Origin of the sequence: Shinella sp. JR1-6, from assembly GCF_004284735.1 — a bacterium.
Taxonomy (GTDB): Bacteria; Pseudomonadota; Alphaproteobacteria; order Rhizobiales; family Rhizobiaceae; genus Shinella.
In genome coordinates this window covers 254,464-275,651 of record NZ_SHMI01000002.1, presented here as the reverse complement: position 1 = coordinate 275,651, position 21,188 = coordinate 254,464, and the positions used below count along the sequence as shown (strand labels likewise).

Below are 21,188 nucleotides of genomic sequence, written 5' to 3'. Positions count from 1 at the left end.
AGGCCCGAGGGCCCTCCCTTCCTCAGGATCAGGCTTTCACACGCGCACCGGCCGGGTCGTAGAGCGGTTCGAGATGAATCTTTGCCGGCGTGCGCTCCATGGCGACGACGAGTTCATAATCACCGCCTGTCAGGAAATCGTCGTCCACACCCTCGGCGCGGCGCACATAGCCGTAGCCGACATTCTTGCCGAGCGTGTAGCCATAGCCGCCGCTGGTGAGGTAGCCGACGGGCTCGCCGTTGCGCAGGATCGTCTCACGGCCGACAAGCACGATATCGGGATTGTCGACCGTGAAGCCGGCCAGCGCCTTCCTGCGCTTTTCCCCTTGCAAGGCCTCCAGCGCCCGGCGGCCGAGGAAATCGGTATTCTTGCGCAGCTTCACCGCCCAGCCGAGACCGGCATCGAGGGGGGTGTCGTTCGGCGTGATGTCGGATCCCCAGGCGCGATAGCCCTTTTCGAGGCGCAGCGATTCCAGGGCGCGGTAGCCGACCGGGCGGATGCCGAACGGGGCACCGGCCGTCATCAGCGCGTCGAAGACCGTGCCGATGGCATCGATCGGCACATGCAGCTCCCAACCGAGCTCACCGACATAGGTGACGCGCAGCGCCCGCACGACATGGCCGGCGAGCACGATTTCCCGCACATGGCCGAAGGGGAAGCCCGCATTGGAGACATCGGCATCGGCCAGCGCGGCCAGCACGTCGCGCGCCTTCGGCCCCATCAGCGAGAGCGTGCCGAAATCCTCCGTCACATCGCGAAGCGTCACATCGAGACCATCGGGAAGGTGATCCGTGATCCAGCCGAGATCATGGGTGCGGAAGCCCGTGCCCGTCACGATGTAGAACTTTTCCTCGGCGAGCCGCGCCACCGTCAGGTCCGCCTCGATACCGCCGCGGGTGTTGAGAAGCTGCGTATAGGTCAGCCGCCCCACCGGCTTGCCGACATCGTTGGCGCAGATCCAGTCGAGCGCCTTCAGCGCGTCCGGCCCCGTCATCTCGTATTTGGCGAAGGAGGACTGGTCGAAGATGCCGACGGCCTCGCGCACATGGCGGTGCTCGTCGCCGACCGTCGAGAACCAGTTCTGCCGGCCCATCGAATAGACGTCCCGTGCCTCCATGCCCTTCGGCGCAAACCAGTTCGGCCGCTCCCAGCCGAGCTTGGAACCGAACACCGCGCCATGCGCCTTCAGCCGCTCGTAGAGCGGCGAGACGACGCGCGGGCGCCCGCTTTCATATTCCTCGTGCGGGAAGCCGATCGTATAGTGCTTGCCATAGGCCTCCAGCGTGCGGTCGAGCACCCATTGACGGTCGCGATGCATGCCGGCGAAGCGGCGGATATCGACCACCCAGAGATCGAGCGGCGCCTCGCCGTCAACGACCCATTGCGCCAGCACCCAGCCCGCCCCGCCGCCCGACGCGATGCCGAAAGCGTTGAAGCCCGCACCGACGAACATGTTGCTGCATTCCGGCGCCACACCGAGAATGAAGTTCCCGTCGGGCGTAAAACTCTCCGGTCCGTTGATCATCTGCTTGACGCCGACCTTTTCCAGCGCCGGCACGCGGGCGATCGCCTCCACCATATGCTGCTCGAAATGGTCGAAATCGTCATCGAACAGCCGATAGGCCCACTCATCCGGCACATCGCCGGTCGTCCAGGGCTGCGGGTTCGGCTCGTAGCCGCCCATGACGAGCCCGCCGACCTCTTCCTTGAAGTAGGTGCGGCGATCCGGATCGCGGATCGTCGGCGCATCGGTTGCAAGCCCCGGCACGGTTTCCGTGATGATATACTGGTGCTTGACCGGCTGCAGCGGCACGTTGATGCCGGCCATCGCGCCCACCTGCCGCGCCCACTGGCCGGCGCAATTGACCACCTTCTCGCAGGCGATGTCCCCGAGCGTCGTGCGCACGCGCCGGATACGGCCGCCCTCGATGTCGAAACCCGTCACGCGCACGTTCTCGACGATCTTCGCGCCGTGCATGCGCGCGCCCCTGGCGAGCGACTGGGTGATGTCCGAGGGGCTCGCCTGCCCGTCCGTCGGCAGCCAGCTTGCGCCGACGAGGTCGCCGACCTCCATCAGCGGCCACATGGCCTTGACCTCCTGCGGCGTCAGGAGATGCATGTCCATGCCGAAGCTCTTGGCGGTGGTGGCGAGGCGGCGGAACTCCGTCCAGCGGTCCTGGTTGGTGGCGAGCCGCAGGCATCCCGTCATCTTCCAGCCGGTCGCAAGGCCTGTCTCGGCTTCGAGGCCCTTGTAGAGATCGACGGAGTATTTCAGCACCCGGGTGATCGACGCCGAGGAACGGAGCTGACCGACGAGACCGGCCGCATGCCAGGTCGAGCCCGAGGTAAGCGTGCCCTGCTCCAGGAGGATCACGTTCGCCTTGTGGTCGCGGGCGAGATGATAGGCTGTCGAGCAGCCGATGATGCCGCCGCCGATGACAACGATCTCAGCATGGGATGGCAGGGTCATTTGGTGTGTTTCCCGTATTTCGTTCTGTAGTGGTCGAGCGCCCTGTCGAGGCGATCGAGATTTTCGGCCGTGTAGCCGACATAGTCGGCCCCCGGGGCTTGGAGATGGAGTTCCGACACCATGCTCCACATCGCCTCACGCAGCAGCGAGGCGCATTGCATGGCCGCGTGCGAGCGAAGGATCGCCGGGTCGGGGGCACCGGCGAAATAGGCATCGAGAAAATCCTCCGCCTCGTCGGGCGAAAGCCCGGCATTGGAGGTGGCGCCTGCAAGATCGAACATGGCGGTGGAGAAGCCGGCATATTCGAAATCAATCAGCCAGAGCCGATCGCCATCGTCGAGGATGTTGGCCGGCAACAGGTCGTTGTGCGCGAAGACGATCGGCAGCGGCGCCTGGGCGGCCTCCAGTTCAGCGGCAAGCGCGAGGTAGCCCGGAAGATGCGGCTTCATGCGGCTGCCACCCTCCCGCAGCGTGCGGGCATAGTCGCGCACCACGTGGAACGGCCAGAAGAGGAAGGCGGCGCCGCTGACCTCCTGCGGCATCTCGCCATGGAACCGGCGCAGCAGGTCGGCCACCCGCCGCCGCCCGGCGGCAACATCTTCCGCGCTGAACGTCTTCGCACCGAGAAAGGCAGAGACCATCACACCGGGCTCGGCATAACGCACTTCGGGACCGAATCCGGCCGCATGCGCCGCGCGGGCCGTCATCAGCTCCCGCTCGCGAAATACGTGGTGGAAGGGATAGTCCCGGCCGAAGCGCACGACATGACGCCCCGCCCCGTCGCTGACCAGATAGCTCTCGTTGCTGATACCGCCCTTCAGCGGCGCGATCTCGATGCGGCCCTCCCAGCAGGGCAGAGCACGGATGCGATCCTCGACGGCCCGGCTGGGTTCGACATGACCGTCCATCAGCTCACCCTTTCACGAATGCGGTTCGCGCCGGCTGAGATCAGCCGGTCCGCGATGATGGCGATGAAGGCGACGGACAGACCGGCGACGAGGCCGCGCCCCGTATCGGCCTTGGTGAGCGCGATATAAACCTCCTGCCCAAGATCACGCGTGCCCACCAGCGCCGTGATGACCAGCATGGAAAGGGCGAACATGATCGTCTGGTTGAGGCCGAGCAGGATTTCCGGCAGCGCCAGCTTCAGCTTGATCTTGACGAGAATTTGCCCGGGCGTGCAGCCCATGGCTCGGCCCGCCTCCACCACACGCGGATCGACGCGGTGAAGGCCCAGCACCGTGTAGCGGATCGCCGGCACGACGGAATAGGCGACGACGGCGATCATCGCGGTAAAATCCCCGACGCGGAAGAGCATGACGACAGGCATGAGATAGACGAAGGAAGGCAGTGTCTGCAGCGTATCGATAAGGAGTTGCAGCCAGCGCCACAGCCGGTCGCGCTCCGCCGCCAGAATGCCCAGCGGCACGCCGATAAGGCAAGCGAAGACGACGGAGACGCCGCAGAGATAGACGGTGATCATCGCCTTCTCCCATTGCCCGGTTGCGGCGATCAGGAAAGAAAGCACACCGACCAGCGTGGCGAGACGCAGGCCGCCCAGCCGGTAGCCAGCCAACGCGAGCAGCGCGACGACACCCGCCCAGGGCAGGTCGCCAAGCAGCCGCTTCAGCGGAACGAGGAGGTTCAGCAGAATGACGTTGCGGATCGCCTCCAGCGCATCGAAGAAATTGACGTTGATCCAGCGCACCACTTCGGACCAGAAAGTGCCGGTGGAGACCTGCCAGCTTTCCGGAAAGCTCTGCAGCGCGGGCACGGCAAGCCCGGCAAGGAAGGTCGCGACGACGATGGCGAGCGCGGCGACGAGATAGGCATGACGGGAAACGAGGCCGCCATCCGTCGGGAGACCGGCTGCAGGCCGCCCAGCTTTCTCCGCATAGGCCTGGCTCAGCCGGTCGAGCGCCACGGCGAGCGCGACGATTGCAAGCCCGGCTTCGAGGCCCGCGCCGATATCGAGGCGGCGGAGCGCGGCGAGCACGTCGAAGCCGAGGCCGCCGGCACCGATCATCGAGGCGATGATGACCATGTTGAGCGAGAGCATGATGACCTGATTGACCCCCACCATCAAGCTGTCCTTGGCCGAGGGCACCATGATCTTCCAGGTCATCTGCCGCCGGCTGCAACCGACCATGTTGCCGAGGTCGCGGATTTCCGATGGTACGGAGCGCATGGCGAGGATCGTGACGCGCGCCATCGGCGGCAGGGCATAGATCAGCGTCGCGACGATGGCTGCGGTCGGACCGAAGCCGAAGAAGACGAGCACGGGCACGAGATAGGCGAAAACGGGGATCGTCTGCATGAGGTCGAGGATGGGAACCAGTACCCGCTCGAAGACCGGCCAGCGCCAGGCGGCAAGGCCGAGCAGCAGGCCAGCCACCACGCCGATCGGCACCGCGACGACGATGGAGGCAAGCGTCACCATGGCGCTCGTCCATTGGCCGAAGAGGACGAGGAAGCCGAAGCAGGCCGTGACGAGCGCGGCGAGCCGCACGCCGCCGGCATGATGGCCGATCAGCGCAACGATGGCGAGAACCGCCAGCCAGGAGAGTGGCGGCAGGTGCTGCACGGCGCTCGAGCCCTGCCCCGACAGGAGCCCGCTCGAGAGCAGGCCGAGCGCCACCCGATAGGGCAGGTCGATGATCTCGGCAAGGAACCGGGTGAAGTCCGTGAAGGTGAAGAGGCCGAAGCTCGCCTCGTCCACCAGCCATTTCGTCGCCTTGCCGATCCAGCGCGCCGCCGGGATCTCGAAAGCGCGCGGGTAGGAGAAGGCCCATTTCGCAACACCCTCGCCGAACTGCCAGAAGAGGACGAAGAGGGCGAGCGCCGCAGGCCACAGCCGGCGCGTCCGCACAGCACCACGCGCGGTTGGGTTTTCCGGGATCGGTTCGGCGACTGGCTGGAGAACGGGGAAGGACGCGCCCATGTCGTCAGCCCCGCATCATCACGTCGACGACCGCCGCGCGGTCGAGGAGGCCGACGGGTATTCCCGCCCCGTCGAGTGCGGCGAGCGTCTCCGCACCGTGCGAAAAAAGCGGCGCGGCTTCGGCCACCGGCGCATTGGCGCGGATCGAGGCCTGCGGCAGCGTACCGTTGAGCGGCCGCATGAGGGTGGCCACCTTGACGACCTTGGCCCTGGCGACGCTGCGCGTGAACTCCGCCACATAGGGGGTCGCCGGGTTCAACACGAGATCCTCCGGCGTGCCCGCCTGCACGATCTCGCCATCCTTCATGATGGCGATGCGGTCGGCAAGGCGGATCGCTTCGTCGAAATCATGTGTGATGAAGACGATGGTCTTCCTCAGCACCGATTGCAGGCGCAGGAACTCGTCCTGCATCTCCCGTCGGATCAGCGGGTCGAGCGCGGAAAAGGGCTCGTCGAGGAACCAGAGCTCCGGCTCGACGGCAAGCGAGCGGGCAATGCCGACACGCTGCTGCTGGCCGCCGGACAGCTCACGCGGGAAGGCATTCTCGCGGCCGGCAAGACCGACGAGATCGATCATGCGCCGCGCCCGCTCCTCCCGCGCCGCCCGCTCGACACCCTGGATCTCCAGCGGAAAGGCGACATTCGCCAGCACCGTGAGATGCGGCAGCAGGGCGAAATGCTGGAAGACCATGCCCATCTGGTGGCGGCGGATCTCGATCATCCGCGCCTCGCTCGCCGCCAGGAGATTCTCGCCGTTGAAGAGGATGTCGCCGGAGGTCGGCTCGATGAGACGGGACAGGCAGCGCACCAGCGTCGACTTGCCCGAACCGGACAGGCCCATGATGACGAAGATCTCGCCCTCGCGCACCTCGATGTTGACATCGCGCACCGCACCGACAGCGCCGGCCGCGCGCAACTCCGCACTCGTCAGCCGGGCAGACGAGGAGCCGACGAGGGATTTGCCGCCGGCTCCAAAAATCTTCCAGACGCCGCGGCAGACAAGTTTCGGTTCGCTAGAGGCCATTTTCATTCCGGTCGCGTCATCGAAACGCGGTCCTTGCAGGACCGCACGAAAGGTGCCCGGCCTCCCCTGCTGGCGGAGGGCCGGGCCTTGCGCGCTACTTCTTGATCCAGCCGGACCAGCGCGCTTCGTTCGCCGCCATCCATTCGGCGACCACCTCGGAGACCTTCTTGCCGTCGAGGTCCACCTTGGTGATCATCGCCCCCATTTCGTCGTTGTTGATGTTGAACGCCTTGATGGCGGCATAAGCGCCCGGCCATTTGTCCTTGACGCCGGACCAGCCGACCTTCCAGATCGGGCCGAAGGGCTTGCCGCAATCATAGGCGGCATCGGGGTTCACGCCGGTCGCCGGATCCTCGTAGCATTCCTTCGAATAGGGCGGGAACTCGACCCACTCGCCCTTGTACTTGGCCGGCGCCCAGTGCGGCGCGTATATCCACAGGAGGATGGGCGCCTGGCGCTGGTAGGCGCTTTCCAGTTCGGCAAAGAGCGCGGCGTCCGTGCCGGCATGGATCACCTCAAAGGGCAGGTCCAGCGCCTCGACGCGCTCGTCATCGAAGCCGCCCCACGTGACGGGGCCGCCCAGATAACGCCCCTTTGGCGCGGTTTCCGGAATGGAGAAGGCTTCCGCGCATGCCTCGCTCTTCAGCGCCTCCCAGTTCGGCAGGCCGGGGCATTTCTCCTTCATATAGGCCGGATACCACCACTCTTCCTTGGCCTGCATGCCGGTCTCGCCGAAATTCTCGACCTTGCCGGTGGCCGTCGCGGCGTCCATCGCGTCGCGGCCGGTCGTTTCCCACATTTCCATGGCGACGTGCAGGTCGCCGGTTTCCAGCCCCGCAAACTGCGCGAGATAGTCGGCCTGGACATATTCGACGGAATAGCCGGCCTTCTTCAGCACCTCGCCCATGATCTCGGTGGTGATGAGCTGGCCCGTCCAGTCGTGCAGAGTCAGCTTGATGGGGTCAGTGGATTCCTGCGCCGCTGCGGGCGCAATCGTGAAGGCCGCGGACAGGCAGAGCGTCGCGGCAAACAGTCCTGACAGGCGAATAGGTTGAAACATGCGTGATCTCCCGGTCGCACTTTGAAGTCGATGCTGTATGATGCGCCGGATGCCGTTCCCCGTACTTTTGTATCTGTCGGCCTGCGCACGGTAGCGATCTCACGCTGGATAAAAGCGGCTGTCAATCCTGCAATGTGGCTTTTTCTGCCTTTATGACCGAATTTGCGGCTTTCTTGCCAGATGATCCGTCTAGGATTATGAAGCAGGAGAACGCATGCGGACATGACGACGATGAACCACTCCAAACGCCACAACGACATTCTGAGGCTGCTCCAGCAGGACGGCACGGTGACGATCGCCGACCTTGCCAAGAAACTCGACGTTTCGCTGGAAACCGTGCGACGGGACATCAAGCCGCTGACGACGAACGGCACCGTGCTGAAGATGCACGGCGCCGTAGCGCTGCCCTCCGTGGTCGGCGAAGCGCCCTTCGAAAAGCGCATGCGCGAAAACAGCGAGGCGAAGAAGGCGATCGCCGTCGCCATGGCCGCGACGATTCGCGACGGTGATTCGATCATGCTCGATACGGGCACGACGACGAGCTACCTCGCCCGTGAATTGCTGGGGCACCGACGGCTGACGGTCGTGACCAACTCCTCCGACATCGCCCGCACCCTTTCAACGGTCAACGACAACAGGGTCTACATGGCGGGCGGCGAATTGCGCAGCGACAACGGCGCCGCCTTCGGCGTCTCGGCGATCGAGTTCATCAGCCATTTCACCGTGGGCCATGCCGTGATTTCCACGGGCGCGATCGATGCCGGCATCGGGGTGATGGACTACGACCTCGAGGAGGCGGAGTTCGCCCGGGCCGTGGTCTCGCGCGGCAAGCGAGCCGTCGTCGTCACGGATCATACGAAGTTCGGCCGGCAGGGGCTGGTGCGCGTCTGCGAATTCAGCATGCTGACCGATCTTTTCACCGACAAGACGCCGCCCCGCGATGTCTCCGCCTCGCTGAAGGCGGCTGGCGTCAACGTCACGCTGGCACGCTGACGAAAAAGCGGCCCGGCGGATATCCCGCCGAACCGCTTTGCATCCCCCCGGAAACCCGGGCGATCACGTCATCATCGAGCATTGGCGCCCGAAAAGAGCGCAGGGATCCTTGTAGACTTCCCCGCACTCAAAAGCCTTGTGGCTAGTAGGCATTTTCGTAGGCGGCGCAGATTTCCGCCTGCGTCTTGCCGGCAAGGTAGGCGATCTCGCCTTCCTTGTGCTTGACGTAGACATCGGCAAAGCCTTCCGGGAACCAGCCGCACACCGTTGCATTGCCACGGAACCGCTGGAGCGCGGCCTCCAGCGTCTGCGGCAGACGAACGTAGCCGCGTGCAGCCAGCGCCTCGACGGTCAGAAGAGATAAATCCTCCTGCGTCGCCTCCGGCACGGCAAGCCCCTCTTCGATACCCTGCACGCCGGCATGCACGATGGCGGCAAGCGTCAGATGCGGATTGGCCGTGCCGTCGGCAGCACGGAACTCGAAATTGAACTGGGCAGCGCGGGCGATGTCGCTGATGTCGGAAACCGGGCAGATGCGCACCGACGCCTCACGATCGCGGAAACCGAGATTGTTGAAGGCCGCGCTCCAGCGATGCGGCGTGAGACGCAGATACGAGACGACGCTCGGCGCGGTAATGGCGATGATCGAATCGAGGTATTTCAGGATACCGGCAACGAACTTTCCGGCGACGTCGGAGAGCTCGTGCTTGCCGTTCGGATCATGCGTGACGGGATTGCCGGCTGCGTCCAGCATGCTCATATGCACATGCACGCCATTGCCGACGCCCGCGGGGTCGCGGATCGGCGTGAAGGTGGGATCGTAGCCAAGCTCGCGGGCGACAAGACCGACGAGCTCGCGGGTGATCAGCGAATGGTCCGCGACGGTGACGCCCTTCTGCGGGCCCATCGTCACCTCGAACTGGCCGGCGCCGAACTCCTTCAGGATGGTGTCGGGCGTGACGCCCGCTTCCCGCATCGCCGCGATGATCGCCTCGCAGAAATGCCGCTCCTCCTGGAAACCGCCGAGCGTAAAAGCCTTGCCGATATCGGAGACGAGGTGCTTGATCTGGAATTCGTGCTCGAAGGCGCCGTAGAGCGTGACGCCCGCCACCCTTTGCAGGCGATCTAGCGCGGCCTCGAGGATCGAGCGCGTGCAGAATTCCCAAGGCCGACCGTCGGTATAGCGGATGTTGCCGAGAACGAAATTCTCGTTCGGTGCCCCCTCCTCGCTCTCGATGCTGACGCTCGTCGCCGGATCGGGAATGAGCACGAGATCGCCGAGCGAGCCGAACGGGCTTTCGGCGATGTTGTCGAAGCAGGTGATCTGCACATTGGTCGGCGTCCAGCCGACACCACGCCTCAGACGCTTCTCCATCTGCACCAGCGGAAAAGCCTTGCCGCGCACTTTGCCCGAAAGGTCGCCACAGCAGGCGACCATCATTTCTTCACGTTTCATCAGCGTCCCCGTTGATCTGATCATAGCCCGGCATCGAAAAGCGGATGCCGTCCCAATCCTTGATGCGTTTCTGCGTCGCCCCCCAATCGGCCTCGGAGACGCGCACGATCAGCGCCTCGACAAGTGCCATGGCGGCCGCCACCGTATCCCAGGCCGTGCCAGCATCGATCGGCAGCGCGACGATATGGTCGGCGCTACGCGCCGCCGGCGACATCCACTTGTCGGTGACGACGACGATCGTCGCGCCGCGCTTTTCGGCGATGGTCTCGGCAAGGCGCGCCAGGCTGAGCTGGTAACGCCGGAAATCGAACAGCAGAACGACGTCCTTCCGGCGCATGCGCAGGACGTGCTCCGGCCATATTTCCGGGTTGCCGGCCATATGGTAGATGCCGCTGCGGATCTGGCGCAGGTGGATCGACAAGAACGCGGCGACATTGTCGCTGACGCGCCCGCCGAGCAGGAAAATGTTGCGCGCAGGATCGGCGAGCAGCTCGGCAAGGATGTCGAACTGCGCCTGCGACACCGTCGCGGTCATCTCCTGCATCACGGCCGAGACGCGCGCGACGTATTCCGACAGGAATTCCGAATGGCCGACCGGCTTCTGGCTCGATTTCAGGTCGAGCGGCGAGCGCTGCCCTTCCTTCAGCTCGGCAATCAGCTGGCGCTGCAAGTCCTGGAAGCCCCCGCAGCCGATCTTGCTGACGAAACGGGTGATCGAGGGCGCACTGACGCCGGTCTTGGCCGCCAGCTCCTGGATGCTTTCGAGGCCCGTGAAGGGGTAATCCGCAAGAATGGCATTGGCGATCTTGCGCTCGCTGGCGGTCAGCTGCGCTGCGGCATCACGAATCCTCGTGCGGATCGTCGTCGACGATTTCCCATCGCTCATTGGCGTTCGTTCCCTTGGTTGGTCCGGATATTTGCGCCATGAAAAAAATTAGTCAAATGGAAAAATGCAATTGACTATGATCGAAAAATTTCTTTGACTGACTGTCATGAAAACCCGACCCACCGGGTCCACGACGGATGCCACTCCATGCTCAGGTTCGCCGACCGCGACACGACCAGACTGCTGCAGACGGGCGATCCGGAGCCGGTGGAATGGATCAATGCCGCCGGTGCCTCTTCGATCTTCCTGACCTGCGAGCATGCCGGCCGCGCCATTCCGGCGGCCCTCGGCGATCTCGGCATTCCCGCCGCCGAAATGGACCGCCACATCGCCTATGACGTCGGCGCCGAGGGCGTAGCCCGCGGTCTTGCCGAGCGGCTCGACGCCGCGCTCGTCCTGCAGCGCTACAGCCGCCTCGTCATCGACTGCAACCGTCCCTTCGAGGCGAAGGACTGCGTCGTCCTTGAGAGCGATGGCACCCCGGTGCCGGCCAATGCCGATATCTCCGATCTCGACCGCCGCCGCCGCTTCGTGGAGATTCACCAGCCGCTGCACGAAGCGATCGCCGCCGCGCTCGACCAGCGCCAGGCAAGCGGAAAGCCGCTTCTGCTCGTCTCGGTGCACAGCTTCACCCCGGTGATGCGCGCGACGGGCGCCGTCAGGGATTTCGAACTCGGCCTGCTCTACAATCGCGACGCCCGCCTTGCCGAACGGCTCGCGCAGACGTTCCGCGCCGCCAATCCGGACGTTACCGTCAAGCTCAACGCACCTTACCACGTCGACGACATCTCCGACTACACGATCCCGGTGCATGGCGAGCGGCGTGGCATTGCGCATGTGCTTCTGGAAGTCCGCAACGACCTCATCAACGATGCCCGCGGGCAGGAGGAATGGGCAGGCCGCCTGGCCGGCCCCCTCCGCCTTGCGGCAGACAGCCTCGAAGGAAACGCCTGATGGCCGCTGACCATCTGACCACCCGTGACGTGCCGCTCGATCCGGCCGCCGCCGCCATTCTCTTCATCGACGTGCAGAACTTTTCCGTGCGCCGCGAGGGCGGCGAGTTCAAGGACGTGTCCGACGCCGATATCGCCGGGAAATACGGCTATTATTTCAAGCGCGTCCACGAGGTGGCGATCCCGAACATGCAGCGCCTGCTCGAAGGCTTCCGCAAGGCCGGCATCGAGGTGTTGCACACGACCATCGAGAGCCTCACCAGGGACGGCCGCGACCGCAGCCTCGACTACAAGATCACCGGCTTCAACGTGCCGAAGGGCTCATGGGACGGCAAGGTCATCGACGAGCTGGAGCCGCTCGACGACGAGATCGTCTTTCCGAAGAGCTCGTCCAGCGTCTTCGTGTCCACCCATATCGACTATATCCTGCGCAATCTCGGCGTAAAACAACTCGTGCTGTGTGGACTTCTGACCGACCAGTGCGTGGAATCGGCCATTCGCGATGCTTGCGACCTCAACTATCTCGTGACGCTCGTGCCGGATGCCTGCGGCACCTATTCGCAGGAGCGGCATGATTTTTCGCTCAACGCCATCAAGGGCTATTGCCGCCAGGTCTCGACCGACGCGCTGCTGAAGGAAATCGGGCAGTAAGGCCCGCAGACGAACAGACGGGACGGAACAAGGAGCATCCGAAAGCGGGCCGCAGAACAAAACAAAAAGGCAGGACCGCGCGACATTTCACTGCCCAAAGGCATTAAAAAGGGGAACGACCATGATGAAGACTTCAAGACTGCTTCTGGCGGCCGCAAGCCTTGCGCTCGCCGCCTCCGCGGCCTTTGCCGAAGACGACAAGATCGTCATCGGCGGCGCACTTTCCATGACGGGCATCCAGGCCCCGCTCGACACGCCCGGCTATAACGGCGCGCAGGTCGCAGTGAAATATCTCAACGACAACGGCGGCGTGCTCGGCAAACAGGTCGAGTTCATCAACATCGACGGCAAGTCCGATCCCGTCACCGTCGGCAACGTCGCCGTCGAGCTGATCGACAAGGGTGCCCAGGTCATCGTCGCGCCGTGCGATTTCGACTTCGGTTCACCGGCGAGCCGCGAGGCGCAGTCGGCCGGACTCGTCGGCATCTCCACCTGCGCGTCCGACCCGCTCTATTCTTCCTGGTCGCTCGGCGACAAGCAGTTCACGCTTTCCATGTGGAACACCACGATGGGCGCGACCGCGGCCGATTTCGCCTTCAAGGAAAAGGGCTGGAAGACGGCCTATGTCGTTACCGACCAGTTCATCGCCTATACCAAGTCGCTCTCGAAATACTTCGTCGAGCAGTTCAAGGCCGATGGCGGCGAAATCCTGCTGGAAGACACCTATACGAACGGCGACAACAATTTTTCCGCCCAGCTCGCGCGTCTCCAGGCGCTCGGCAAGAAGCCGGACGTGATCTTCGTCTCGTCCTACGGCACGGATATCGGCGTGATCATCCGCGCGTTGCGTGAAGTAGGTTATGATGCGCCGATCCTCGGTGGCGATGCCTATGACGACCCGGCGATGCACCAGGCGCTCGGCGAAAAATTCGGCAACAACGTCTATTTCGTCACGCATACCTGGATGGGCCCGGAAGCCCACCCGGACATGGCGAAATTCATCGAGCTCTACACCGCCATGCATGGCAAGGCACCGGATACGTCCTTCGTCTCGACCGGCTGGGATACGATCATGCTGCTTGCCGAAGCGATCAAAGCGGCCGGCACGACGGAAGGCGGCGCACTCGCCAAGGCGCTGGAAGACGGCCAGTTCAAGCTTCTGACCGGTGACCTCGACTATGGCACGGCCGAAGAGGGCCACGTTCCGAACAAGGCGGCGGCACTCATCGAGCTGAAGGGCGGCAAGCCGACCTTCGTGGGCTGGCGCAAGCCGGAATCCCTGCCGAAGCCCTGATCGCACCTCACGGGCCGGCCCTTGAAGCCGGCCCATCACCTTCGGAAAAGCCATGTCTGAAACCCGCCTCGCGGTAAACGACGTGTCGGTGGAATTCACCGGCCTCCGCGCCCTCGACCATGTGTCACTCTCCGTTGCAACCGGCGAGGTCGTCGGCCTCATCGGGCCGAACGGCTCCGGCAAGACCACGCTCATCAACGCCATCACCGGCCAGGTGAAGCTTGCGGGCGGCACGATCACCGCCGGCGACACAAAACTCTCCGGCCTCCCCCCGCGCGAGATCGCACTGGCGGGCGTCAGCCGTTCCTTCCAGATCGTTCGCCTCTTCAACACGATGACGGTGCTGGAGAATGTCGAGGCCGCGGCGCTGGCAAAGGGCGCCTCGCGCGCCGTTGCCGCCGAGCGCGCCAAGGGCCTGCTCGCCGAACTCGCCCTCTCGGCAAAGTCGGACGAACTGGGCGAAAGCCTCAGCTACGGCGACAAGCGCCGCGTCGAGATCGCCCGGGCGCTCGCCGCCGAACCGCGCTTCCTGCTGCTCGACGAGCCCGCCGCCGGCATGAACGACGCGGAGACGGAAACCCTGCTGCACACCCTGTCCGAACTGCCGAAGAAGCGCGGCCTCGGCCTACTCATCATCGACCACGATATGGGCCTCATCATGCGCCTCTGCCACCGGCTGCATGTGCTCGCCTCCGGCCGTACCATCGCGGAAGGCGACGCCGCCCATGTCCGCAGCCATCCTGATGTCATCGAAGCCTATCTCGGCAAGGGAGCGGCGCATGCTTGAGATTTCCGACCTCTCCGTCAGCTACGGCACGATCCGCGCGGTGCGTGGCGTCAGTTTCTCCGTCGCCAAAGGCGAGCTGGTCAGCCTGCTCGGTGCCAACGGCGCGGGCAAATCCTCGACCATCAAGTGCATCGCCGGCGCGCTGAAGGCGGCGGGCGGTTCGATCGTGCTCGAAGGCAAGGACATCACCGCCGCCAACCCCGAACAGGTCATCCGCGCCGGCCTTGCCACCGTGCCGGAAACCCGTGACGTCTTTCCCGACCTGACGGTCGCCGAAAACCTCATGCTCGGCGCCTACATCCACCGCCGCGACCAGGCCGGCAACCGCCAGAACCTCGAAAAGCTGCACACGCTTTTCCCGCGTCTTGCCGAGCGCACGCACCAGCCTGCCGGCACGCTTTCGGGCGGCGAACAGCAGATGCTGGTCATCGCCCGCGCGCTGATGGCGCGGCCCAGCGTGCTCCTTCTCGACGAACCCTCGCTCGGCCTTGCGCCCGCCATCGTCGAGCGCATCTTCGAGATGATCGAGACACTGAAGAAATCCGGCCTCACCATCCTGCTCGTCGAGCAGAACGTCAACCAGGCGCTCTCCGTCGCCGACCGCGCCTATGTCATGCGGCTCGGCGCCATCGTCGCCTCCGGCACCGCCGACGAGATCCGCTCCGGAAGCGATCTCAGCGCACACTATCTGGGAGGCTGACCGATGGCTTTCGCGATCCAGTTCGTCATCGACGTCCTTAGCCTCGGCGGGGCCTATGCCCTCATGGCGCTCGGCCTCGTCATCATCTACGGCATCCTGCGCCTCGTAAATTTCGCCTATGGCGAACTCATCATGGTCGCCGGCTATACCATGTATCTTTCGAGCGGTTCGGGCCTGCCCTGGCTGGTCATGGCCGTCGTCGCTGTCGCCATGGCCGTGCTTTTCGGCATCCTCACGGACTACGCCGCCTTCCGTCCGGTGCGCGCCAAATCGGTAACCGCCGTCCTGATCACCTCCTTCGCCTTCTCCAACCTGTTGCAGAACGCCGCCCTGCTCTTCATCTCGCCGCGCCCGCGCAACGTGCCGCTGCCGGAGATCTTTTCGCAGACCGTCTCGATCGGCGGCGCGATCACGCCCGTTCGCAACCTCATCACCATCGCCGCCTCCATCGTGCTGCTCGCCGCCGTCGCCTTCCTGATGCGCAAGACGACGCTCGGCATCGCCATGCGCGCAGCGGCGACCAACTTCACCATGGCGCGCATGCTCGGCGTGCCGGCGAACCTCATCATCTCCTCGGCCTTCGCGCTGTCGGGTTTCCTTGCCGGCGTCGTCGGCATCCTGTGGATCGGGCGCATCGGTACGGTCGTTCCCGGCATCGGGCTCGAACCGCTGCTCGTCGCCTTCATCGCCACCGTCATCGGCGGCATGCGCAGCCTTCCGGGCGCCGTCGTCGGCGGTTTCCTGCTGGCGCTGATCGATACGACGCTCAACTACACCCTGTCGCAGGACCTCCTGAAATTCCGCGACGCCTTCACCTTCAGCCTCGTCATCCTGATCCTGCTCTGGCGTCCGCAAGGCCTCATCAAGGGCCCGGCTAGCGGGCAGAGGACCTGACCCATGAAACATTCCTATCTCACCGCGCTCATCCTCATCGCCGTCGTCGCCGCCATCGCCATCGGCAGCCAGCTCCTCGGCATCCGCCTCTACGACCGCATTGCCACCAACCTCCTGATCTCGCTGGTGCTGGTCGTCGGCCTGCAGACCTTCATGGGCAATTCCGGCCTGCTCTCCTTCGCCCATATCGGCTTCATGGGTTTCGGCGCCTACACCTCCGCCGTGCTGACCATCCCGGCGCAGATGAAGGGCATGGCGCTGCCCGACCTCTACGAGTTCCTGAAGGTGGTGGAAATCTCGCCGCTCCCCGCCATGCTGGTGGCCGGCATCGTCGCCGCGCTGGTGGCAGCCGTCGTCGCCTATCCCCTGATGCGGCTTTCGGATGCCGCGGCCGTCATCACCTCCTTCGCGCTGCTCGTCGTGCTTTACACGGTCATGAACAACTGGAGCGCCCTCACCAACGGCCCGCGCACCCTCTTCGGCCTGCCGAAGACCACGGGCATGCCGATCGCCGCCATCGTCGCGGCCGTGGTCATCGTCGTGGCCCTGCTCTTCAAGGAATCGCGCACCGGCAAGCTTTTGCGCGCCTCGCGGGAAGACGAGGTCGCGGCCGCCGCGCTCGGCGCCGATATCCCGCACCTGCGCTGGCGTGCCTTCATCCTCGCCGCCTTCATCGCCGGCATCGGCGGCGCGCTGTGGGGCCACTTCATCACATCCTTCGCGCCAAAAGCCTTCTATCTCAAGGAAACCTTCCTCATCATCACCATGCTGGTGATCGGCGGGGCGAATACCGTGACGGGGGCCGTCGCCGGCACCATCCTCATCACCTTCGCCTATGAGGGCCTGCGCGGCACCGAGGGCGCGCTGAACGCCACCGCCATCGGCGCCGGCCAGGTCGTCGGCCTCACCGAGATCGTGCTGGCGCTCGCCATGATCGCCGTGATGATCGTCAAACCCGGCGGCCTCTTCCCGAACCGGGAGATCGGCCACATCCTCACCCGCGCCCGCCGCAAGAAGGAGTTTTCGTCGTGAGCTGGAAAACCGCCTACCGTTCCTTCTACTACGCCAACGCCGAGGAACCGGACGACATCGCGCTCGATCCGGCAACGACGGCCCTGCTCGTCATCGATATCCAGAACACTTACCTCGACCCGAAGGACACGCTGGAGGAAACCGCCCGCTGGCAACCCTTCTACGATCGCATGCGGGGCACGGTGATTCCGAACACTGCACGACTGATCGAGGAATGCCGCAAACGCCAGGTGGAGGTCATCTTCGCCCGCATCGCCTGCCAGAAGCCGGATGGCCGCGACCGCTCGCTGAGCCAGAAGAAACCGGGCTTCAACTACCTGCTGCTGCCGAAGGAACTGCCCGAGGGCCAGGTCGTGCCGGAACTCGAACCGCGCGCCGACGAGATCGTCATCACCAAGACGACCGACAGCGCGCTGACCGGCACGAACCTTCGCCTGATCCTGCACAACATGGGCATCAAGGACGTCATCTGCTGCGGCATCTTCACCGACCAGTGCGTCTCCTCCACCGTGCGCAGCCTTGCGGATGAAAGTTTCGGCGTGGTCGTCGTCGACGATTGCGGCGCGGCGGCGACGGACGAGCTGCACCAGCGCGAGCTGGAGATCATCAACATGATCTACTGCCACGTCGTCCAGCTCGACGAGGTCCTGACCTTCTTCAAATAACGAGGAGAGCGACATGTCTGGCCTCTACGCCCGCGAAAGCCGATCGGTCTCGACGATGGCGCATCTGCGCTTCTTTCCGCAGGCGGTGGTCGGCGGAAACGGGGCCTATCTGACCGGCGACGACGGGCGAAAGCTGCTCGATTTTGCCGCTTCCTGGGGCGCAGCGAGCCTCGGCCATGCGCATCCGGCCATCCGCGAGGCGGTCAACCGCGCGCTCTCCGACCAGGCGGGCGCAAGTTACCTCTCCACCGCCAACGAACCCTGCGTTCTCCTCGCCGAGAAGCTGCTGTCCCTCGTGCCGGAGCGCGCCCGCGGCCGCGTCTGGTTCGGACATTCCGGCTCGGATGCCAACGAGACGGTCGCCCGCATGGTCGTCGCCGCCACCGGCCGGCCGCGCATCTTCGCCTTCGACGGCGCCTATCACGGCGGCACCGTCGGCTCCATGGCCGTCTCTGGCCACCCGTCGCAACAGGGCGCGCGGGCGAAAAACCTGACGCTCATACCCTACCCCAACAGCTACGCCGCCGGCAGCCCGGATGCCGCGAAGGACGCCGCCCTCGCCCACCTCGAAAAGCTTTTCGCGACGGAGGTCCCGCCGCAGGAGGTCGCCGCCTTCTTCATCGAGCCGATCCAGTCGGATGGCGGCATGCTGGTTCCACCGGACGGGTTTTTCGCGGCAGTGGAAACGCTCTGCCGCAAACACGGTATCCTCATCGTCTCGGACGAGGTGAAGGTCGGCCTCGGCCGCACCGGCCGCTTCAATGCCTTCGCCCATTTCGGCATCGAGCCCGATATCGCCGTCTTCGGCAAGGGCCTCGGCGGTGGTCTGCCGATTTCGGCGGTGGTCGGCCCGGAGGCGATCCTGAACCACGCCGTCGCCTTTTCGCTGCAGACCGTACACGGCAATCCCGTCTGCGCCGCGGCGGCGCTCGCCGTGCTGCACACCATCGAGCGCGACAACCTGGTGGCAAACGCCGAGCGGACGGGCCGCGTGCTGCGCGAGGCGCTCGACCGCCTCGCCGCCCGCCACGCCCTGATCGGCGATGTACGCGGCCGCGGCCTCGCCCTCGGGGTCGAGTTGACGGACGCACGCCAGACGGCGCTGACGGTCTACCGCGCGTTCCAGCTCGGCCTCGTGCTCTATTATGTCGGCGTGAATTCCAACGTGCTGGAGTTTACGCCGCCGCTGACCTTGACGGAGGCGGAAGCGCAGGAGGGCGTCGCGATCCTCGGCCAGGCGCTCGCCGATGTCGCGGCGGGGCGTGTCGACGAAGCGTTGCTTGCGGACTTCGCCGGCTGGTAGGTTTCAGGCGGCCGAGAGGCGAAGCGCGACGCCCAGCAGGGTGCGTGCACCGGCGATGATATGTTCGTCGGAGACGAACTCCGCCTCGTTGTGGCTGATGCCGTTCCGGCACGGCACGAAGATCATCGCCGCCGGTGCAACCCGACCCACGAAGAGCGCGTCGTGGAAAGCGCCCGACACCATCGGCCGGCAACGGATGCCGAGCGCCCGGCACGTCTCCTCGATAGCCGCCGTCACCGATGGGGCAAAGCGGCCGGGAGCCATATCGACCCGTTGCTGGATGGCCGTCCTGCAACCCCACCGCTCGCCAGCCCCCTCGCATTCCTCCCTCACACGCTGCTCCATCGCTGCAAGCGTCGCTGCGTCCGGATGGCGGATATCGACGGTAAAGGAGACCCGGCTGGGGATGACATTGATGGAGCCGGGCTCGGCAGCAATGCGGCCGACCGTCAGCCGCGCTTCGGGATCGGCAGGCATGATATCGTCCTGGATACGCGCGATGGCGGCCGCAGCCGCCCCCATGGGATCCTTGCGGAACTCGAGCGGCGTCGTGCCGGCATGCGCCGCCTCGCCGGAGAAGGCGACCTCCAGCCACTTCGTGCCCTGAACAGCGGTGACGACACCGATCGGCACATCCTCGCGTTCAAGGATGGGGCCTTGCTCGATATGCAGTTCGACAAAGGCGGAGATCGGGTGCCCGATGGGGCGCACCCCGGCCTGGGGCAAGGCATCGAGCGTCGCTGCCAGTTCGTCGGCAAGCAGCGCACCGTCCGTCGCCTGCGCACCCCGCCAATCGGACATGCTGCCCGCCCTGGCAAAGGCCATGGAGCCCATGCATCCCGGTGAGAAGCGGCTGCCCTCCTCGTTGGTAAAGGCGACCACTTCGATGGCGCGGTCCGTCTCTATGCCCGCGTCAGCGAGCGCCTCCAGCGCCTCGAAGGCGCTGAGCGTGCCGAGCGCGCCGTCGAAGCGGCCGCCGGTCGGCTGACTGTCGAGATGGCTGCCAATAAGGAGCGGCGGCAGCGCCGTATCCCGGCCTTCACGGCGGAGAAAGAGATTGGCCGCTTCATCCTGAAACACGCTGAAACCGCGGGCCATTGCGCGTTCGGCGAGGAGCCGCCGGGCAGCACGATCTTCGACGCTCAAGGCCTGCCGGTTGACGCCGCCGGCGGGTGTCGCGCCGATGGCCGCGAAGTCGGCAACGGATCTGAGGAGGCGCGGGGAGTTGACCTCCGGCTGCCGGCTCATCGGCCGAGGCCTGCGATGAAACGCTTCACCCGGTCTGGATCGACCGCGTTCCACCAGACACCGTCATATTTGAGGGCACTGGCGATGATGACGCCGTCGGCAACGGCAAGGATGTCATTGGCATTGTCGTGGGTGACGCCGCTGCCGACCAGTGTCGGCAGCGAGGCGGCCTCCTTGATCATGCGGATATAGCCGAGATCAGCCGTATGGCCGGTGCGCTGGCCGGTGGCTATGACGACGTCGGCGTCGAAGAAAACGAGGTCCTTGACCTGCTCTTCCACCGGCCGGTCGGCGACGATGGCATGTGCGCCGTGCTTGACATGGGCGTCAGCGAAGATGCGGATACCCTTGGCGCGAAGCTGCGCGCGGTAGCGCATGGCGCGGGCGGACTCTCCCTCCACGATACCTTCGTTGGCAATATAGGCGTTGGCCCACTGGTTGACGCGGATGAAGGAGGCCGACGACGCCGAGGCGATGGCAAGCGCCGGGATCGCCGCATTGGCGAGCACGTTGATGCCGATGGGCCGGCCGAGTTCGCGGCGGATGCGGTCGGCGATGACGGCCATATGGGCGGAGGTTTCATGACCGATATCGTCGGGCTTGGCGAAGGGCACGTCACCGTGGTTTTCCACGATCAGCGCATCGCAGCCGCCGGCGAGGTAGGCGCGCGCATCCGAGAGGCCGCGCTCGTAGATTGCATCAACGCCTTCGTCGTCATACCGCGGCGCGCCGGGCAGCGGCATCAGGTGCACCACGCCGATCACCGGCTTGTCGCGCCCGAAAAGCGTCTTCAGCGTATCCTTGTCCTGTCGTCCGATAGGGTTGCTCATG

18 protein-coding genes and 1 pseudogene are annotated in these 21,188 nt (G+C 65.1%); 10 read left to right on the top strand and 9 right to left on the bottom strand.

The features are described 5' to 3' along the window. Positions 1 to 28: 28 nt before the first annotated feature. From EXZ48_RS03990 to EXZ48_RS03970, 5 genes are all read right to left on the bottom strand, one after another. On the bottom strand, positions 29 to 2,470 hold the full coding sequence (locus tag EXZ48_RS03990) for an FAD-dependent oxidoreductase (protein WP_130514396.1): 2,442 nt from the start codon (positions 2,468 to 2,470) through the stop codon (positions 29 to 31). After that, complete coding sequence (locus EXZ48_RS03985) at positions 2,467 to 3,378, bottom strand: choline/ethanolamine kinase family protein (protein WP_130514395.1); 912 nt, start codon at positions 3,376 to 3,378, stop codon at positions 2,467 to 2,469. The genes EXZ48_RS03990 and EXZ48_RS03985 overlap by 4 nt, the downstream gene beginning before the upstream one ends. Further along, a complete protein-coding gene (locus EXZ48_RS03980; RefSeq protein ID WP_130514394.1) occupies positions 3,378 to 5,411 on the bottom strand; it encodes a proline/glycine betaine ABC transporter permease in 2,034 nt (677 codons plus the stop codon). Before EXZ48_RS03980 ends, EXZ48_RS03985 begins: the two co-directional genes overlap by 1 nt. Positions 5,412 to 5,415: 4 nt before the next feature. Beyond that, the gene (locus EXZ48_RS03975; RefSeq protein WP_050744790.1) at positions 5,416 to 6,435 is read right to left on the bottom strand and encodes a glycine betaine/L-proline ABC transporter ATP-binding protein; all 1,020 of its coding nucleotides are present in this window, start codon (positions 6,433 to 6,435) and stop codon (positions 5,416 to 5,418) included. Between the two features lie 94 nt (positions 6,436 to 6,529). Further along, positions 6,530 to 7,495: an ABC transporter substrate-binding protein gene (locus tag EXZ48_RS03970; protein WP_023516957.1), complete on the bottom strand. Its 966-nt coding sequence runs from the start codon at positions 7,493 to 7,495 to the stop codon at positions 6,530 to 6,532. Between the two features lie 231 nt (positions 7,496 to 7,726). On the opposite strand from EXZ48_RS03970, the gene EXZ48_RS03965 reads away from it, so the two are divergent. Further along, the gene (locus EXZ48_RS03965) at positions 7,727 to 8,488 is read left to right on the top strand and encodes a DeoR/GlpR family DNA-binding transcription regulator (protein WP_023514862.1); all 762 of its coding nucleotides are present in this window, start codon (positions 7,727 to 7,729) and stop codon (positions 8,486 to 8,488) included. Between the two features lie 142 nt (positions 8,489 to 8,630). On the opposite strand, the gene EXZ48_RS03960 is transcribed toward EXZ48_RS03965, so the two are convergent. Beyond that, positions 8,631 to 9,944 carry a glutamine synthetase family protein gene (locus tag EXZ48_RS03960; protein WP_023514863.1) on the bottom strand — a complete coding sequence of 438 codons (1,314 nt, stop codon included), beginning with the start codon at positions 9,942 to 9,944 and terminating at the stop codon, positions 8,631 to 8,633. Continuing rightward, positions 9,934 to 10,830, bottom strand: a complete 897-nt coding sequence (locus EXZ48_RS03955) for a MurR/RpiR family transcriptional regulator (protein WP_023514864.1) — start codon at positions 10,828 to 10,830, stop codon at positions 9,934 to 9,936. The genes EXZ48_RS03960 and EXZ48_RS03955 overlap by 11 nt, the downstream gene beginning before the upstream one ends. A gap of 147 nt (positions 10,831 to 10,977) precedes the next feature. On the opposite strand from EXZ48_RS03955, the pseudogene EXZ48_RS03950 reads away from it, so the two are divergent. From EXZ48_RS03950 to EXZ48_RS03910, 9 genes and pseudogenes are all read left to right on the top strand, one after another. After that, a pseudogene (locus EXZ48_RS03950) lies at positions 10,978 to 11,794 on the top strand (N-formylglutamate amidohydrolase). Continuing rightward, a complete protein-coding gene (locus EXZ48_RS03945) occupies positions 11,784 to 12,434 on the top strand; it encodes an isochorismatase family cysteine hydrolase (RefSeq protein WP_023514866.1) in 651 nt (216 codons plus the stop codon). The pseudogene EXZ48_RS03950 and the gene EXZ48_RS03945 overlap by 11 nt, the downstream one beginning before the upstream one ends. A 121-nt stretch (positions 12,435 to 12,555) precedes the next feature. After that, on the top strand, positions 12,556 to 13,728 hold the full coding sequence (locus tag EXZ48_RS03940) for an ABC transporter substrate-binding protein (RefSeq protein WP_023514867.1): 1,173 nt from the start codon (positions 12,556 to 12,558) through the stop codon (positions 13,726 to 13,728). Positions 13,729 to 13,780: 52 nt separating this feature from the next. Continuing rightward, a complete protein-coding gene (locus EXZ48_RS03935) occupies positions 13,781 to 14,515 on the top strand; it encodes an ABC transporter ATP-binding protein (RefSeq protein WP_130514393.1) in 735 nt (244 codons plus the stop codon). Then, entirely contained in the window at positions 14,508 to 15,215 is a 708-nt protein-coding gene (locus tag EXZ48_RS03930; RefSeq protein WP_023514869.1) for an ABC transporter ATP-binding protein, read from the top strand. Before EXZ48_RS03935 ends, EXZ48_RS03930 begins: the two co-directional genes overlap by 8 nt. Positions 15,216 to 15,218: 3 nt before the next feature. Beyond that, positions 15,219 to 16,109: a branched-chain amino acid ABC transporter permease gene (locus EXZ48_RS03925; protein ID WP_130514392.1), complete on the top strand. Its 891-nt coding sequence runs from the start codon at positions 15,219 to 15,221 to the stop codon at positions 16,107 to 16,109. A 3-nt stretch (positions 16,110 to 16,112) separates the two neighbouring features. Next, positions 16,113 to 17,141, top strand: coding sequence for a branched-chain amino acid ABC transporter permease (locus tag EXZ48_RS03920; protein ID WP_130514391.1), 1,029 nt, complete (start codon positions 16,113 to 16,115; stop codon positions 17,139 to 17,141). Then, positions 17,138 to 17,806 (top strand): cysteine hydrolase family protein, encoded by a 669-nt coding sequence (locus tag EXZ48_RS03915; RefSeq protein WP_130514390.1) that lies wholly within the window; start codon positions 17,138 to 17,140, stop codon positions 17,804 to 17,806. The genes EXZ48_RS03920 and EXZ48_RS03915 overlap by 4 nt, the downstream gene beginning before the upstream one ends. Before the next feature lie 13 nt (positions 17,807 to 17,819). Then, complete coding sequence (locus EXZ48_RS03910) at positions 17,820 to 19,109, top strand: aspartate aminotransferase family protein (protein WP_130514389.1); 1,290 nt, start codon at positions 17,820 to 17,822, stop codon at positions 19,107 to 19,109. Between the two features lie 3 nt (positions 19,110 to 19,112). On the opposite strand, the gene EXZ48_RS03905 is transcribed toward EXZ48_RS03910, so the two are convergent. Together EXZ48_RS03905 and EXZ48_RS03900 are read right to left on the bottom strand one after the other, a co-directional pair. Then, on the bottom strand, positions 19,113 to 20,357 hold the full coding sequence (locus EXZ48_RS03905; protein WP_130514388.1) for a Zn-dependent hydrolase: 1,245 nt from the start codon (positions 20,355 to 20,357) through the stop codon (positions 19,113 to 19,115). Continuing rightward, positions 20,354 to 21,187, bottom strand: coding sequence for a BtpA/SgcQ family protein (locus EXZ48_RS03900; RefSeq protein WP_023516090.1), 834 nt, complete (start codon positions 21,185 to 21,187; stop codon positions 20,354 to 20,356). The genes EXZ48_RS03905 and EXZ48_RS03900 overlap by 4 nt, the downstream gene beginning before the upstream one ends. Position 21,188 lies beyond the last annotated feature (1 nt).

Bases quoted from the DNA above. Each gene is read 5' to 3' on its own strand.
- EXZ48_RS03925 (WP_130514392.1), top strand. From the start codon at position 15,219: ATGGCTTTCGCGATCCAGTTCGTCATCGACGTCCTTAGCCTCGGCGGG.
- EXZ48_RS03900 (WP_023516090.1), bottom strand. From the start codon at position 21,187: ATGAGCAACCCTATCGGACGACAGGACAAGGATACGCTGAAGACGCTT.
- EXZ48_RS03980 (WP_130514394.1), bottom strand. From the start codon at position 5,411: ATGGGCGCGTCCTTCCCCGTTCTCCAGCCAGTCGCCGAACCGATCCCG.
- EXZ48_RS03940 (WP_023514867.1), top strand. From the start codon at position 12,556: ATGATGAAGACTTCAAGACTGCTTCTGGCGGCCGCAAGCCTTGCGCTC.
- EXZ48_RS03960 (WP_023514863.1), bottom strand. From the start codon at position 9,944: ATGAAACGTGAAGAAATGATGGTCGCCTGCTGTGGCGACCTTTCGGGC.
- EXZ48_RS03990 (WP_130514396.1), bottom strand. From the start codon at position 2,470: ATGACCCTGCCATCCCATGCTGAGATCGTTGTCATCGGCGGCGGCATC.
- EXZ48_RS03985 (WP_130514395.1), bottom strand. From the start codon at position 3,378: ATGGACGGTCATGTCGAACCCAGCCGGGCCGTCGAGGATCGCATCCGT.
- EXZ48_RS03935 (WP_130514393.1), top strand. From the start codon at position 13,781: ATGTCTGAAACCCGCCTCGCGGTAAACGACGTGTCGGTGGAATTCACC.
- EXZ48_RS03945 (WP_023514866.1), top strand. From the start codon at position 11,784: ATGGCCGCTGACCATCTGACCACCCGTGACGTGCCGCTCGATCCGGCC.
- EXZ48_RS03920 (WP_130514391.1), top strand. From the start codon at position 16,113: ATGAAACATTCCTATCTCACCGCGCTCATCCTCATCGCCGTCGTCGCC.
- EXZ48_RS03975 (WP_050744790.1), bottom strand. From the start codon at position 6,435: ATGGCCTCTAGCGAACCGAAACTTGTCTGCCGCGGCGTCTGGAAGATT.
- EXZ48_RS03905 (WP_130514388.1), bottom strand. From the start codon at position 20,357: ATGAGCCGGCAGCCGGAGGTCAACTCCCCGCGCCTCCTCAGATCCGTT.
- EXZ48_RS03965 (WP_023514862.1), top strand. From the start codon at position 7,727: ATGAACCACTCCAAACGCCACAACGACATTCTGAGGCTGCTCCAGCAG.
- EXZ48_RS03955 (WP_023514864.1), bottom strand. From the start codon at position 10,830: ATGAGCGATGGGAAATCGTCGACGACGATCCGCACGAGGATTCGTGAT.
- EXZ48_RS03970 (WP_023516957.1), bottom strand. From the start codon at position 7,495: ATGTTTCAACCTATTCGCCTGTCAGGACTGTTTGCCGCGACGCTCTGC.
- EXZ48_RS03930 (WP_023514869.1), top strand. From the start codon at position 14,508: ATGCTTGAGATTTCCGACCTCTCCGTCAGCTACGGCACGATCCGCGCG.
- EXZ48_RS03910 (WP_130514389.1), top strand. From the start codon at position 17,820: ATGTCTGGCCTCTACGCCCGCGAAAGCCGATCGGTCTCGACGATGGCG.